General features: G+C 71.6%; 9 protein-coding genes. 2 read left to right on the forward strand and 7 right to left on the reverse strand.

The window, feature by feature from the left end; genetic code table 11:
* The 6 genes from FXF51_RS16035 to FXF51_RS16060 are packed head-to-tail and all read right to left on the reverse strand — an operon-like array spanning position 1 to position 10340.
* Positions 1-1629 carry a TRAFAC clade GTPase domain-containing protein gene (locus tag FXF51_RS16035; protein ID WP_148435260.1) on the reverse strand — a complete coding sequence of 543 codons (1629 nt, stop codon included), beginning with the start codon at positions 1627-1629 and terminating at the stop codon, positions 1-3.
* 27 nt (positions 1630-1656) lie between these two features.
* Positions 1657-4092 (reverse strand): GTPase-associated protein 1-related protein, encoded by a 2436-nt coding sequence (locus FXF51_RS16040; protein WP_148435261.1) that lies wholly within the window; start codon positions 4090-4092, stop codon positions 1657-1659.
* Between the two features lies 1 nt (position 4093).
* Positions 4094-5299 carry a TRAFAC clade GTPase domain-containing protein gene (locus tag FXF51_RS16045; RefSeq protein ID WP_148435262.1) on the reverse strand — a complete coding sequence of 402 codons (1206 nt, stop codon included), beginning with the start codon at positions 5297-5299 and terminating at the stop codon, positions 4094-4096.
* A 3-nt stretch (positions 5300-5302) separates the two neighbouring features.
* A complete protein-coding gene (locus FXF51_RS16050) occupies positions 5303-7948 on the reverse strand; it encodes a hypothetical protein (RefSeq protein WP_148435263.1) in 2646 nt (881 codons plus the stop codon).
* 15 nt (positions 7949-7963) lie between these two features.
* On the reverse strand, positions 7964-9583 hold the full coding sequence (locus tag FXF51_RS16055; protein WP_148435264.1) for an Hsp70 family protein: 1620 nt from the start codon (positions 9581-9583) through the stop codon (positions 7964-7966).
* A gap of 22 nt (positions 9584-9605) precedes the next feature.
* Positions 9606-10340 carry a nucleotide exchange factor GrpE gene (locus FXF51_RS16060; protein WP_148435265.1) on the reverse strand — a complete coding sequence of 245 codons (735 nt, stop codon included), beginning with the start codon at positions 10338-10340 and terminating at the stop codon, positions 9606-9608.
* A 673-nt stretch (positions 10341-11013) separates the two neighbouring features.
* On the opposite strand from FXF51_RS16060, the gene FXF51_RS16065 reads away from it, so the two are divergent.
* Complete coding sequence (locus tag FXF51_RS16065; protein WP_148435266.1) at positions 11014-11688, forward strand: hypothetical protein; 675 nt, start codon at positions 11014-11016, stop codon at positions 11686-11688.
* A 2-nt stretch (positions 11689-11690) separates the two neighbouring features.
* Positions 11691-12407: an RES family NAD+ phosphorylase gene (locus FXF51_RS16070; RefSeq protein ID WP_148435267.1), complete on the forward strand. Its 717-nt coding sequence runs from the start codon at positions 11691-11693 to the stop codon at positions 12405-12407.
* Here the strand turns inward: FXF51_RS16070 and FXF51_RS16075 are convergent.
* Complete coding sequence (locus tag FXF51_RS16075) at positions 12388-15948, reverse strand: CHAT domain-containing tetratricopeptide repeat protein (protein WP_148435268.1); 3561 nt, start codon at positions 15946-15948, stop codon at positions 12388-12390. The genes FXF51_RS16070 and FXF51_RS16075 overlap by 20 nt on opposite strands.
* Between the last annotated feature and the right edge of the window lie 11 nt (positions 15949-15959).

The raw sequence follows: 15959 nt of genomic DNA on the forward strand, positions 1-15959 counted from the left end.
TCACGCGGAGTTGTGGACGCGCAGGCCCTCCTTGGCGAGGATCCAGCCGGACAGATCCAGCACGCTGTGGTCGATCAGCCCGTCATGGAGCCAGGAGGAGGTGCGGAAGAAGCGGATCTCGCCGAAGTGCCGGCGCATCGTGCGTACGACGCCGTCCAGTCCGGCGGGCCCCTCGAGCCAGCGGCGGATGTCCTCGCTCCCGTGGCCGACGCCGGCCAGGACGGGACTGTGGCACACCAGGTCGTCCTTGGTCAGCGCCACGATCAGGCGCGCCCGCGTGGTCGCGACGCCGAGCCCCTCGATGTTCTGGACCAACTGCCCGAACACGAAGTCCGTCGGCACGTCGGAGCGGAGTTGTTCCTGCCTGGCCTGTTCCTCGGGCGGTAACGACGCCCAGACGGCGTCCACGGACAGCAGATCGAGGGTGAACAGGAACGTGCGCGCGACCTTGATGTAGCGCAGCTCGCGCAGCAGCTCCGACCTTCCGACGAGTTCGCCGGGCGCGTCGAAGATGTGCAGCAGCCGCGGGGAGCCGCTGGGCGGCGCGACACGCAGCGAGTAGGCCCGCAGCGGCGCGTCCTTGGCCTTGATGGTCTTCCACGTGTGCACGCCGGCGCGCAGTTTGTCGGCCAGGCCGCGGTAGGCGTTCGCCGACTGCTCGTCGGCGAAGCGCGTCGTGGCCCCGTGTCCTCCTGGCCCCTCCACCAGGCCCATGACCAACGCCGTCATGAGGCGGGTCTTGCCTGTGGTGGCCGCGCCGAGCACCGGGATGACGATCTCCGGTACGGCACCGGCGCCGGCCGACATCGGTTCCCCGCAGTGCGGGCAGAACGCCCGCATCCGCCCGTCGCCGCTTCCCATGATCAGCAGAGTGGGCAGCAGCGTCCCGCACGCGCATCTGCGCTTGACCACTCCGAACCGGCCGGGCCTGATGTCGCGGTGCCGCCGCCCGCAACTCGATGCCGAGCAGTCGTACGAGGGGTAGTGCACGTGCTGGTGACAGGACGGACAGCTGGTCCGGACGCCCTTGACCACGCGCATCCCGGAGTCGGCCGCCCGCAGCACGAGCCCGGCGGCGATGACGGCGAACGCCATGAGCCCCACGATTGTCAGTTGGATCAGGCACAACATCGTGACGACGAGGAAGCCGCTGCCGATGCCGACCGCCATGCTCAGCCAGCTCACGATGCCGAGCGGCACCATCAGCCCGGCGGGATCGCGGCCCTGGAAGGTGCGGCGGATCAGGTGGTCGTACCGCCTGCCGACCTGCCACGGCGCTGGTAGGGCCACCCGTGCCGCGTGCCGGAGGTCGACCAGCGCGGGCCCGAACAGGTAATGGACGTAGGCCGGTTCGTTCCGGCCGGCCGGCCGGTCGGGCGGCGGCGGGACAGGCGCGGCCGCCGCCCACCGGCCGACGCCCATGACGGAGGCCAGCCGTTTGAGGTACTCGTACAGGCAGTGTCCCGTGGCGTAAACCACCATCACGGACGCCGCCGGGATGAGCAGCCACAACAGCAGAGGCGACAGGCACATGGCCACCAGGCAGCCGCAACCCACGGCGGCCCCGTCGCCGGATGGGACGGGGTTGCGGCGGTATCTCGACTGAGACCCGCCGTAGTATCCCGACATGGTGTGATCCCCTTCGTGAAGCGGTGCTCAGCTGTGCGACGGCCAGCTCGGGAGCCAGCGCCGCCGGGGGCGGCAGTGTGCCAGCCGCCAGCGCCTGAACTCGTCGGCCATGCGGTTGGAGTGGCCGCGCAGTTCGTGCTCGACGTCGTTGAGATCGCGTTTGCGCCACTCGGACAGGTGGGTGAGCAGAACGTCCTGCAGAGCATCGGCGACGTGCACTGTGTCCCGGTGGGCCAGCGCGGTGTAGAGGGTGGCGAACGCGGTGGCGGCGGTCGCGCCCGCCTGCTCCCCGCCCAACTGCCGGTCCAGGTCATCCAGATAGGCCTGCGCGATCTCCGGGGGCGCGTGCGCGATCAGCGTCGGAAGCCGCTCGTGCGGCCCCGACACCAGTTGCTCCGCCAAGTGCGTCCGCAGGTAGGTCCGGACGGCCGGCGTCTTGGTGGCCGCGTGAAACGCGAGCAGCGTCTGGATGGCCGCGCGCCACTTCTTGTCGTCTCCCTGACGGGCGGCGTCCACGATGCGCCGCTCCGTCTCGTGGATCCGCACCATTTCCGCGACCCGATCCCGCGAGCCGGCCGGCAACGTCCCGGTCAGCGGCAACCTGGCCAGCAGACCGCACAGTGCCGCGTACGAGTCCATCCCCTGGCGGTCGCCGTCAGGCAGCGGCCTGTCCAGCACCGCCGTCACCCAGGCGACCAGCACCGGGTCGCCGAGTGCCGAGGAGGGAAGTCTCCTCAGCATCGCCATGGCCTCGCTCACGGACCAGCCGCCCGGCCAGAGTTCCCTCAGCACGGTCTCGTCGAGGCTGCGGCCCCGCCCGGACAGCAGCGCGAGCGCCGTGTCCACACGGCGCTCCGGCTGTCTGCGGGCGCGGACGAGCAGGGCGGCCTCGCGCAGGGCCGGCCGGGCGAGCAGTTCCTCCTCGGGTATGGCCGTGTCCAGCCCGAGCTCGAACACCTCGCGCAGCGACCGCCCCTCGGCCGCGGCGTGATCGAGGCACGCCAGCACCCCGGAACGCAGGTCCGGCCAGCGCTGCACGGCCTCGTACGTGGCCGGTTCAGGCCGCTGCCGCACCAGTTCTGGGCCGATCGTCCGCAGGCCGCACTCCCGCAGGGCGCGGGCGTCTGGCCTGATGTCGTGCGCCACGGCCAGCCGCAGCAGGCGCAGCACGGTGGCGGGACCGGCCTCGGCCAGTGCCCGGGTGTACCTGTCCGCGGCGAACTCGCGGGCCTTCTGCGACCGCAGCCGCCGGCTGACCGGCACCGCAGGCGGAACCTCGGCCGCGACCCCCGCGTGCGAATCGGTCCCTTCCGGCCTGACCACCTCGGCGACCTGGCGCGTCACCAGGAGCTCCTCCGTCTGCGCGAGCAGCTCCGCCTGCCCGCCCTCGGCGGCTGCGTCGGCCAGGCCGGTCAGGTGGGCGGCGGAGACGGCGTCGTGACCGAGCACGGCCGCGGCGATGGTGGCGAGCATGCCGCCGTCGAGGCGTGGTCCATGCTCCGCCATCCAGGCGCAGACCGCGTCGAGCTCCTCCGGCCCGACGCCCACCCCGCCGTCCAGCAGCGCAGCCGCGACCGCGACCGCGTACCAGTCGGCCAGCCGCACCTCGCCGCCCGCGGCCAGCGCCGCCGCCCGGCGCCAGAGGGGCCCGGCCGCCACCGTCCCGGCCGCCGCCAGCAACACCGGCAGCGGGCCCACCTCCGCCTCGGAGGCCCGGCCTGTCGTGAAGTCGAACAGATAGAACGCCTGAAACGAGCGCTCGTCCGCGACGATCTCCGCTCCTGGCTGCGTGCCGATCACGTGATATCTGCTGTAGGAGGGGCGGAACTGATAGGTCGCGAACGACATGCGGGCGGCCACCGGCGGCGGCAGCAGGAAGGACACCGCGGCGATCCAGCGCGCCACCTCGTCGGCGTCCGCCGCGTAGATCACCACCGAGCGTTCCTCATCGAGCACGGCCCGCTCCACGGCGCTGAGCAGGGCGGGCAGCAGCGACCGGCCGGGTGCCCTGTCCAGGAAGTCATCCACGGCGTCGCGGCCGAGCGGCCCGGCCGGAAGCGGGCTCGGCACGGGCGGCAGCTCGGTGCCGTCCACCGTCTCCCGGGTCCACAACGCTGCCCGCCACAGCTCGATGGGCAGCGGCCCCTGCCAGCTCCCCGCCTCGGGCACGAGCGCGTGCGCGAAATAGTTGCCGAACCTGCCGGAGTAGTCGGTGCCGGTGAAGACGACGTTGGCCGCGATCGGCCGCGGGCCTGGCACGAAGCACAGGTTCACCGGGCAACCGGCGATCTGCTCGGGCGTCGGCGAGTGCCCCAGCGTGCTGGGCGGCTCGTACGAGCTGAGCGCCTCGACCTCGCTCATCACCTCGGGGGCCACGCCCGGCGTGACCGCGTTGAACTGGTAGCCGGCATACCCCGACAGCCCCGATCGGCACGACGTGTAATAGAGCTGGTGGAAGTCCATGTCACCCCTTGGTGGACGGGAGCGCGTTCAGCCGGCTGAGCAGCCACAGAAAGGGGTCGGCCACCCGGTACGGATGGATGCCCCGGGGATCGACGCGGTTGTCGGCCGTTGGGCTGTCGCCCAGGGAGGACAGTCCGAAGTAGCGGTAGGACGCGTAGTGCTTGCGCATGATCTGGTCGATCTGCTCGCCCTCCCATTCGTGCAGCAGCGCCCGCACGTGATCGTGCACGGCCAGGCTGTCGGCCTGGTCGAAGACGGGCTGGTCGGCGGGCGGCTCGCGGAGCAGCGGGCTGCCCGCGGCGAAGCCGTCCCGCAGCGCGTCGATTTTGGACATGGCGACGGCGACCGGGATCTCCAGGCGCCGGTTCGGGCCGCGGCCGTGGGCCTCGTAGAGCACCTCGGTGACCCGGGCCAGCACGTTGACCGGATGATCGGTCTTTGCGTCGGAGTCCGGCAGCCGGACGCCCGGCCGCGCGGCGGCGCGAGCGCCGCGCATCTGCAGGGGGTCGAGGAGCAGGATGATGCCGTCGGCGCTGCGCAGGTAGCGGACGTTGAGGTCCACGCTCTGCTTCGTGATCAGGTCCTCTCCCGCGGTGTCGAAGAACGAGGTGATCGTGTGCCGGTCACGGGTGCCGAACAGCCCCGAGCGGTCGAGGGAGACCTTGAAGACCAGCGGGCGCCGCAGCTCCGCCTGTCCGGGGACCGTCGTGGCAGGCAGCACGCTCTGCCGGTAGAGCATCTCCTCGTACCGCTTGGAGAACTCGCTGCGCGTGTGGTCGTCCGAACCGACCACGGCGGCGTCGAAGCGCCGCCCCACCGTGTGCATCAGCTCGTGCAGCAGGACCGTCATGTAGATGGTCTTGCCGGTGCCCTTGGCGCCGATCAGCGCGATGAGCCGGCTGTCGACCCGGCCGAAGTGCACCGGCAGCTGGCTGTGGCAATGCGGGCAGATGCGCTGGGTCGACTCGCCGCCGCAGCCTGGGCAGCACGCGCTCATGCGCCGGCTGGTAGCCAGCGAGCCTGGGCTGAACACCGGGGGCAGCGCCTCGTTCATCCGGAACCGGCCGGACAACGCCGTGTCGCGCTTGGCCTCACACCTCTTGCCGTTGGGGCCGAGCAACCCGGTGCAACGGAACATGACCTTCCGCGACTGGAATGGCTGGTAGCAGTACGGGCAGGTCAGGGTGGGCAGTAGGGGGATCCTCATCGTTCACCACGTTCCTGGAAGCGGGATCAGGGTCACCACGTCAGCCGTGCCGGAAGCCACGAAACAAGCCAGCCTGGACGGCTTCGCGGCGTGCGGCACCGCGATCCGCAGCGTGAGCGGGCTGTCCGGGCTCAGCTCCTGCGCCGGCACCTCGTGGATCACCTCGCCCTGCTCGGGCCGCAGCGGGAGCACGGTGCCCGCCCGGCGCACGACGACCAGCGGCGGCACCTGGCAGTGTCGTTCCGCGGTCAGGATCAGCACGGCCTCGCGGCGCCGCGACAGCCGGGGGCGGCGAAACTCGTAGCGGACCTCAGGGCCGATGCCTGGGACGCTCGCCGTCACCGGCCTGGAGCGGATCTCGCCGGCCACCGTGCGCACGCTGGCCACGACCGCGCCCGGCCCGATCTCGATTCGGCAGCCGTTGTCCTCGTAGGCACGGCGCCGGCACTCGGCGGTGACCGCCCCTGCGCCCTGCTCCTCCACGCTCGCTCCGGCCGGCGCCCAGGTCACCTCCACGAGCTGGGCGCCGGCCGGCCATTGCCAGCTCAGTGCCATCGTGTCCCCGAGCCGCAGTGCGGTCAGCTCGCGTACCGGCTCCACGATGACGAGCCGGGCGGAGGCACCGATCACCGCTCGACCGGCGCCGACGCTGACCGCGGTGAAGTAGACGCCGGCCAGCGGCGCGCGGATGGTCATCCAGCCGTTCGCGCCCTCTGCGGGCACGGCCGGCACCTCGGAGCCGTACCGCTCCGCCTCGGCCTGCGTGAGCGTCGTGCCGCGCGGCCAGGGCGGCGGGCCGTCCGCGGCGCGGATGACCACCCGCCCGCCGGCCGGTGGGGGCCAGCCGATCCGCGCCGCGGGAGGCTCGCCGTCCAGCTCGACCGTCAGATCCAGGACCGCCCGCGGCGCGCTCTCCGGCAGCCCCGTCAGCACGACGCCGCGTGAGAGCCGCCTCGTGCCGTCGGAGCGTTCGTAGGCGACCTGGACCCGGTAGCGATAGGTCTGCCCCGGCGTCACCCCCACGTCGGCGAACCCGCTCCCGCCTCTGCTCGTCGGCTGCCCGACGTGCGGGTCGAGCCTGCTCACGATGGCCTCCGACGCGCCCGGCGGCAGCCGCCACGTCGCGGTCACCTCCCGCTCCCCCGCTGTCACCGCCGGCGCGATGATCTCGGGCAGCACGGTCAGCCGAGGGGCGAAGACGGGTGCCGACCAGATGCCGGCGGCACGCCCGGCGAACACGGTGTAATACAGCTCCTCGGCGGGTGGCGGTGCCCGGTCCACCAGCTCGTTGGTCTCCGTCTCGCCGACCGTGATGCCATCAGCCGCCCCGCTCGCCGGAGCACCGATGGTGCGCACCACGCGGTAGTGGACGGGGCCGACGTGGGCGGCGCTCGGGGCCCACGCCACTGTCACCCGGCTGCTCTGCGCTCCCGCGCGCACCTCGCCGGCCGGAGGCGGCGGCAGGGCACGCAGCCGATCGCCGATGGCCTCATCGTCCGCTGCGCTCCGCCAGGCCTTGTCGAGCAGCTCGGCCGCCGCCTCCGTACGGCCGGCGGTCAGCTCTTCCGTGGCCTGACCGGTCCACGCGGCGACCTGACGGCCGCGTTCCTCGATGCGACGACGCAGCGGATCGTCGGGCGCCAGCCCCGGCAGCAGGCGCTCGGCGGCACGCAGCCGACCTTCTTCCAGTGCCTCCTGGATCTGATACGCCGGTCCGGCGGAGCGAGGCTCGTGAGCGAGCATCGCCAGCGCCAGCTCCTCCGCCTCCTCCCTGACCAGCCCCAGGGCCGCGGCCTGCTCACTGATCATCTTGGCCGGCAGCCCTGCGGCCACCTGCGGCCGCAGGATTTCCATGACCTCCCAGAGCAGCATCGCGTCCAGCCGCTCCGGTTCGCCCGCCGCCTCCTTCAGGGTGGACAGCACGCTCTCGGTCGCGGCCTTGCGCTCGTCCCTGACCCGAGCCGCCGAATCTCTCAGGACAGCGGCGATCTTCTCCTTGGTCAGCGCTCTCCCGGCCGGCGCTCCGCCGGTCAGCCGGAAGCCGTCACGCAGCCGGAAGCCGCGGCGCACTTCTTCCGTGCCGACCACGACCTCGGCCGACAACCGCAGGCCGAGCAGGTTGAGGGCGTTGCGCATGGTCCGGTGCGCGGGCCAGGGCGGCGTGTCGGGCAGGACCCAGGTCCGCTCGACGATGGAGATGCCGTGCTCGACCAGGATCCGGCGCACCTCGGCCTCCGAGAGGGTGCCTCCTGTGTCGGCGACCAGGTGGTCGAGCGCGGCGCGGCTGATGCGGGATCCGCTGCCCGCCAGTGTGACGGCCGCCTCCGCCAGCCGCGTGGTGGCCGCCTTCACCTGCCGGTCCGTCTCGGCCTTCAGCGCGTCCCAGGTGAGGGCGTTCTGCTCGGTCAGCTTCGCGTGCGCGACGAGCAGTCCGTCGATCAGCTTCGCGTACGACTTCTGCCGTTGCCTGACCGTGCGCCAGTACGCGACCACCTCTGCCAGGTGCTCGGTCAGTCGATCGCCCTGCAGTTTCTCCTCTGGGCGCAGCGCGTACCGCGCGAGCAGGTCGGCAGGCAGCGCGTTGCCCCGGGCACGTGCGGGGTCGAGCACCTCGCGCCGGTAGGCGTCCTTGTCCAACACTTGTGTCACTCGCCAGCCCCGCCGTCACTCCGAGACCGCGTAACGCGCGACCGCTTCCTTGGCCTGCCGGACCTGCGCGTCCGACAGCCCCTGGATGCGTACCTCGATGCGCAGGTCCTTCTTCGTCTGCAGCTCGACGGCGTGGACCGTGAGCGTGCCCAGCTCGTCCATGGCGAAGGAGATGTCGATGGGAGAGTTCTTGCGCAGCCTGGGCAGCTCGGGGATGACGCCCTCGCCGATCTTTGCGTTGTCGGACAGCTCCGGCGATTCGACCGATCCGGCCTGCTCCCAGATCTCGATCTTGATCTCGGTCTGGTTCTCGTACGCCGTCGCGAACCGCTCGGCGCCGGGCGCCGCGGGCAGCGCGGTGTTCGCCTTGAGGACGTGGCTCACGGTGAACACCTCGCTTCCGTCGTCGGCGAAGTCGACCACCTTGACGCCGAACGCGCGCGGCACCACGGTCGTCACCCGCCGGCCGGCCAGCATCCGCACCTTCTCCGGCTCCAGCCCGAGCTGGTCGGCCGCCTGTTCGTACGCCTCCCGCGTCTCCTCCTCCGACAGCTTCTCCGCGTCGCCGGGCAGGCGCACCTTGACCGCCTCGATCAGCGCGAACTTGGCCGCCCCCTTGGCCACCGCCAGGTCCGGATCGTGGAGTTTGGGGTCGAAGCCGAAGCGCTGCCGCAGCCCTTCCGCCACCGCGGGCATCCGGACCGAGCCACCGACCAGCAGCACGTCGTCGAAGTGATCGATCCCGTGCTCGGCGGCCTTGTCGACCGTGCGCTTGGTGATCTCGAACGTCCGGGCGAGCAGGTCCTCCGTGAGGCTCTCGAAGTGCTCACGGGTCAGCTCCACCCTGGCGGTGCCGCCGTCGAAGCGCATGTTGTAGCGCCGCGACATGGCCGCGCTGAGACCCTTCTTCATCTCCTCGGCGGCGCCGGCCAGCTCTTGCAGGAAGTCCTCGCTCCGGTCCGCCGCCGAGCCGGCGTTCTCGGCCATGAAACGCTCCAGCAGATGGTCGGCGATGCGCTCGTCCCAGTCCGCGCCGCCGAGCCGGTGGTCGCCGTCGGTGCAGACCACCCGCACGTCGTTGCCCTCCAGACGGATGACCGTGGTGTCGAAGGTGCCGCCGCCCAGGTCGTACACGAGGATGGTGGTGAACTGCTCCGCCGAGAGGGTCTCATAGTGCAGCGCGGCGGCCACCGGCTCGGGAATCAGGTTGAGCACGTTGAGCCCGGCGATCTCGCCGGCCTTGCGGGTGGCCTCGCGTTCGGCGACGCCGAAGTACGCGGGCACCGTGATGACGACGTCGCGCACCTCCTCGTGGGTGTGCTCGGCGGCGGCCCTGGCCATCTCCTTGAGAATGAGTGCCGACACTGATTCGGGCGTGTGCGAGGCGCCGTGGAAGTCGAGCTCGAACTTCTGCCCCATCTGCCGCTTGATCAGCGAGACCACCAGGTCGGGGAAGAGCTTGGCCGAGCCCTTGGCCTCTTGCCCGACCACGACGTGGTCCGGTGTCTCGAAGTAGACCACCGACGGCGTGGTCTCCTGGCCGACCGCGTTCTTGGTGACGACCGGCCGGCCGGTGTCGTCGAAGTAGGCGATGCAGGAGTAGGTGGTACCGAGATCGATGCCGTACGTTGCCATGCGCGGTGTCCCCCTCGCTCGATCAGGTCATGTCCGGAATCGGGGCGGCCCCGGCTTCCGGTTCCTGCTGCCGCACAGCCTCGGCCGGCTGCACGGTCTCCGCCGCTTGCACGGTCTCCGTGGGCTGCGCGGTCTCCCCGGACTCCACGTGCTCCGCGGGCCCCACGTGCTTCCCTGGCCCCACGTGCTCCGCGGACTGGGTGCGGCGGTACTGGTGGAAGCTGGCTCGCACCGGACGGCGCACCCGGCCCGTCTCCCGCTCCACGAAGCCGATCGCCATGACCTCGGCCACGGTGTTGTCCGCCGTCTCGTCCGGGGCGGGGACGACGGACACCGCGGTGTGCCGGCCCGCGTCGAAGCGGTCTCCCGGCCGGGCCGTGAACTCCTCGAGACCGCAGCGCTCCAGCAACAGCAGCGTGTCGTCGGCGAAGCTCTCCAGCAGCCTGCCGCAGGCCGGGTCCGCGTGTTCGCCGGACAGGCGGGCCGACTCGCGCAGCAGTGAGTCGTACATCCGGATCAGGTCGGTCACCACCGGCTCCAGGATCGTGCGGTGCAGGCCACCACGCAGCACCTGGTTCTCCTCGTGCAGCCGGTCGATCACCGCCTCGCGATGCGCGGACCTGCGGTTGAACTCCGCGACCGCGCTCTCGATCGCCGCCATCCGCTCGTCCAGCCCCGGCTGCTCCGACGCCTGTGCCTGCTCCCCACCCGCTTCGGCCTCGTCCGGCGCGGTGGTCGCGACTTCGTCACTCACCATGGCCCCCTCCGCACATGTCACTTTGGACAGCGCACGCGAGGGCGACTTCGTTACGGACAGCGAGCCCGCGTGCGTGATCTGTATCGAGCCGGACGTCAACGCCCGTCTCGGGCCCGCGCCGAACGCGGCCTTCACCTAACCGGGCGCCCCGCCCGTCATCCTTCGCTTGCATCGTCACCTACCTGGGGGGTGAGGGCCGTCGAGGAACTGGGCCCATTTCCGGAAATTTCCGGCACGACTGGCGTAATTTCGCCTCGCGGGACGAGTGCGATCATTCGGGAAATTCGCCTCTCCCGAAAGTCCGTGAATCGGAGGCGAGGCAACGAAGGTTACTACACATTTTTCGATATCGTGACAAGGTAGCATTTGTCCCGAAATGCGAGGAATGTGCAGAACTAAGGTCGGCTTACCGTTCACCTGGACACCTGCCTAGATCAGGGCGCCCCGCAGCGCCCACTCACGAATCACCGCTACCAAAAGGACGAACGACCCCCGGACGAAGATGCTCCATTCCACGAAAATCCACAATAATCTGGAATCAGGCACTACCCCCACCAACACCGACACCCGTCTATTCTGTACGACATAAGCATGGAATGGCTTTCATCTCATAAAAATCTGTGGCACGCTCGTCGCTCAATGGACTACGACTCAGGAATCGGAGTCCCACCGCATGGACGTGCCCCACTTCCTCAGGACGCTCGCCAAGCACCTCCCTGATGTCCGCTCCCACCTCGACGCGGACGACCAGGACGAGCTGGATCGCTTGTTGTCCGAACTCCAGCGCCCCACCGGCCGCGAGCGCCTGAACGACCTGGTCATCTCGATCATGGACGTGGTGGAGCCGTGGCTTCCTCCCGGACATCCCGTCCGCCGAGCGATCCCCACCGGGATCCGCCGGCTGGACCGGGCGGACGAGCCGGTGGATCAGGTCGGAGCGATGTGGGGCGAGTTGATCGAGAGGTATGGCCACCGGCTGTTCCCCGAGATGCCGGAGCCCTCGCGCTCGCCCGCCGAACTGCTGGCCGCAGTCCAGCGGCGGCTGCTCGGCGCGCCGTCACACCTGCCGGGCGAGGTCGCCGACGGCTACGGCGCCGGGCTGGTCCGCCTGGACACGCCGGAGGGCACGACCCGCCTGCCCGCGTTCCAGTTCGACGCGGACGGCCGCGCAAGACCTCTCGTCCTGCTGGTCAACAGCCTGCTCAACGCAGAGGAGGACCCCTGGGGCGTCGCCGACTGGTGGCTCGGCGGCAACGCCTGGCTGGGCGCGGCGCCCGCGGACCTCATCGGCACAGAGCGCGACGATGACCTCGTGGCGGCCGCCCAGGCCGAGCTGGAAAGGATCTGACCGTGCCGCTCCAACTGCCGCCAGAACGGTGTCCTGGTCAGGTCGCGATGAAGATCCTGCCCTCCGGCACACGGCTCTGGCGGGTGCACAGCGCGCGATACGCGGCCGACGCCTGCAATCCCGTGCCGGCCGACAGGAAGATCGGCGGCGGCCGGTTCGACTGCACGATGATGCGGCCGTTCCCCTACCTGTACGCGGCCAGGGAGCAGTCCACCGCGCTGATGGAGACGGTGGTTCGCAGCCTGCTGTTCGACGGCGAGAACGGGGGCCGGCTCGTGCGGCACGCCAGGCTGGAGGCTCTGCGCATGTCGGCGATCGACGTCGTCCGCGACCTCCGGCTGGTGTCGCTGCTCAGCGCGGAGGACCTCAGCGGCGTCTGCCAGGACGGCTGGCTGCTCGACGCGGAGGCGGAGTACTACCACATCACCCGCCACTGGTCGTTGTGGCTGCACGAACGCGACTGGCGTGGCCAGCACGCCTGGCCGAACCTGGTGCCGCAGGGGTTGATCTGGCAGGCGAAGCGGGATCGTCCGCGTGAGGCCATGATGTTCTTCGGCGACCGGTGCATGGACGCCTTCCAGCCGGTCGCGGACGAGGGCTACCTGCTCGCCGACGAGCGCTGCCACGACCAGCTGACCGGCCTGCTCGCCCCGTACGGGGTCACGCTCGGCCCATCTCCCAAGCGGGCCGACCGGCCGCTCAGCGTCCCTGGTGCGTGAAGGCGGCCCAGATCACCGGATCCGCCAGATCCAGCTCGAAGGCCAGCCGCACCAGCCCCGCCGAGATCCCGGGAGGAAGGTCCTCCCTGCGCGGTGCCAGCGCCCAGACCTGAGTGCGTCGCAGCGCTTCGGCTCGATCACAGGTGGCGAGGAACGCGTGATACATCACCATCAGGAGGGCGGTGCGTGCGTCGTCCTCGACGCCCCAGCGCGACCCGATGACGGTCGAGGCCCCGGCCGCCAGCAGCGCGGTCGCCAGTGTCAACGCCTCGTCGTAGTCTTCGGCGGTGAAGTCGCTCGTGCAGGCGGACAGGACGACCAGCGGCCCGGGGCCGCCCGCGCGGGGCCGGGCGAGCAACTGTCCGACCGTCACCTCGCCGGCCAGCCGGAGCTTCGCGTCCACGGGCGACTGGGTGGATTCGGCATGGCCGCCGAAGTGCAGCAGTGTGGCGGGCCACGTGCCTCCGGGCAGCAGGTCGAGCAGCGTGGCCGGCGTGGCGACCGGCGTCACCTCGTCCCCCTTCCACCGCCCGAACCGCCGCGCGGAGGAGTAGAACAGGCGCGACAGCTCATCGCACTCCCAGCGGCACCAGCGCAGCCTCGCACCTCCTGGGTCGGCCACGATGGCGGGGCGGGCGTGGTGGTCGGGGAACGGCGGCGCGGTGCGGATGAGCTGCCTGGCTGAGACGGCGAACGAGATCACCGCCCGCCGGCAGACGTACCCGCCGCTCGCGGGATCGCCGGCCGCCTGCCACGGCACCGCGCCCAGGGTTCCCCAGGGAACCAGGACCACGCGAGCCAGCGGCCGGCCCGCCGCGATCTCGGTCAGCAACGGCTCCATGACCACGCGCCACGCCCACGCGCCGAGGTCGAGAAGGGCCGCCCGCCACGGTGCTCGCTCGTCCAGGGAGAGCGAGCGCTGGTGAGCCCGCTCATAGGCGCGCACGCGCGCCACCTCCTCGCCGTCGAGCCCGGGCAGCGGCAGCGTCCGGACCGTCCCGTCCGGGCGGACCAACAGTGCCCGGCCGTGGCCGCCCGCACTACTGGGCAGCAGGTATGCCAGGGCGTCCCAGCCGTGGTCGCGCAGCGCCGCCGCGATCTGCGGGACCGTGGGCGGATCGAGGAACCCCGGCTCGGCGGCACGCTCGATCACCGCCCCGCTGCGCACGTCCGTCGGGACGGGGATCGTCCGTCCGCTCGAATCCGGCGCGGGCTCGTCCGGCAGCCCGGCGGTGGCCGCGTACAAGGTCATCCCGCGGGCGAGTTCCAGGGCCTCGACGGCCGCCGCGTCCCGCCCGCCGGCCAGCGCCCGGGACGCGGTTCCCAGCGCGTCCTCGGCCGTGTCGCGTGTCACCGCGAGGGAACGGCTGGCGCGGGTCTGGAGGAGTCCGTCGGCCAGGCGCGCCCGGAGAGCGGCCAGTTCGCCTCTGATCGCCTCGTCGGGTCTGCCGAGAGCCCACCAGGCCCTTGCGGTGGCCGCGTGGGCGAACGTGTCGCCGAAGCGGCCTGTGCGCTGGTCGAAGTCAGCCGCGGCCCGCAGCACCTGGCGGGCGGCGACCTGGTCACCGGGGAAGAGTTCGAGCCGCAAGAGGCCGGCCACGAGATCGACGACCGGGTACCTGCCCTCGATGAGCTCCGTCTCCGGGCCTCTGGCGAGATCGATCATCCGCTGCAACTCGGCGGGGCCGAACCGGGAGCCGCTCAGTGTCTCGGCGGCGTCCATCGCGGGCGCGAGGCCCCGGCGGATCGGCGAGCCGTCGGGAAGGCCCGCGAAGCCGCGTGCGAGTTCATCCATGGCCGTCCGGCGGTCCTGGTCCGTCTTTCCGTACAGCGAGCGGGCGAGGCGTGCCACGCCCCGCGCGATCAGCAGGGCGGAAGACTCCGCCCACGCGGGGTCTCCAGCGAGCTCATCGAAGATCTCCAGCGCGTCGTCCAGGTACTGCAGGTCCTTGTCCACGCTGAAGCGGTCCACCATGGTCATGGCGATCGCGTAGCGGAGCCCCGCCACGTTCGGGTCGGTGGCGGGCAGCAGGTCGATGGCCCGGTTGAAGGAGGCCGTCGCCGTATCGAAGTCGGCGCGGGACGAAGCCCAGATCCCGCGCACGGCGTGCACGACGCCCCAGGCCAGGTGCGTGGCCGCGTCCTGCGGCCCGTCCGGCGCGACGGCGCGCAGATCTTCGGCGAGACGGTCGAGCTCCGCACGCGAGGTGTGCAGCCGCACGCCGTCGAGAACGGCACCGATCAGGGCGGCCATCGCGACGGCCCGCACCGGGTCGTCCGGTGGGAGCGCGGGCAGCGCCGGCACGAGGACACGCATGGCCTCCGCCGCCGCACCTGCGGCCTGCAGCTTCGTCCCGAGGCGGGCGAGGAGCTGCGGGCGCAGCGCGTCCTGGGCGGGCAGCGCCGCGACGGCGGCGCGCAGGTCCTCCTCCGCGGGATCGCGCGCGGTCAGCAGCTCCAGCGCTCTGGCCTGCGGCAGGTCCGGGTGCTGTGCGGCGACCCTGGCCGTGTGGCGGTGCACGGCGTCCAGTTGTTCCGCGGTGGCCACCGGACAGCCCGACAGCACCATCCGGGCGCCCGCCAGGGTGCCGTTGATCCGTACGTCGTCAGGCGCGAGCCGCTCCGCCCGCTCGAGGTGATCGACCGCCTCGGCCAGCACAGCACGGAGCTCCGGCCGCTCCCGCAGCGCCGCCGAAAACGCCTTCAGCCCTTCCGGGGTCACCATCGCCTTCCCGGGCGGAAGGGCGGGCATCAGCCGGCGGATCAGCAGGAAGGCGAGGTGGGCGTGGCGCTCGGCGGAGTGGCGGACCGGCTCCGCGAGCGCCGCCCGAATCCACCGCTCGGCCGCCTCCAGCTCCGGCGAGATGCCCGTCCGAGGCGCCGGCGCCTCGATGAGCACGCTGAGGTTGGCGGCCACCTGCGCCCGTCCAGGTCCGGGATCCATCCGCTGCCATGCCTGCTCGTACAGCGTGATGGCCTGGCCTGGATCGCCTCCCGCGAGGCTGTCCGCGAGACGGATCATCACCTCCGGCCGCATCGGGTGGTCCTCTGGAAGCAAGCCGAGCAGTTCGCCCAGGTCGCCGGTCAGCCGTTGCAGCGTCTCTTCCGCAGGCGTGCCCGCCGAGAGGCAGATCGCGTGGAAGTACAGCGGCGCGATCCGCTCGTGGCCCTCGCATTTCGCCAGGCCCCGTTCGAGCAGAGCCGCGACCTCCGGCGTGCAGGTGCCCGCCTCGGCCAGGAGCTCACCCAGCGTGCCCGCCACGACGTCGCCGTACGGGTCGTCCTGCGGAAGCCGGGTCAGCAGCCGGTCGAGCACGGCGGCGGCCGTGTCGCGATCCGCGGCCGCCCCGTGCGCCCGGTAGCGGGCCAGCAGCAGGACGGCCAGGCCGTCGAGCTGCTCCTCATCGGCCTCGTCCGCGTAGTACGCGGTGGTCAGCGCCTCTATGTCGCGGTCACGATCCGCCGCCCCCTCCGGCTCGGCGAAGCGGGCGACGTGCGCGCGCCAGTCCGGCCATTCGCCGTCGGTCATGGCGTCGTCCACTGGGTGCTCCC

This window comes from Nonomuraea sp. PA05, assembly GCF_008086045.1.
GTDB lineage: Bacteria > Actinomycetota > Actinomycetes > Streptosporangiales > Streptosporangiaceae > Nonomuraea > Nonomuraea monospora.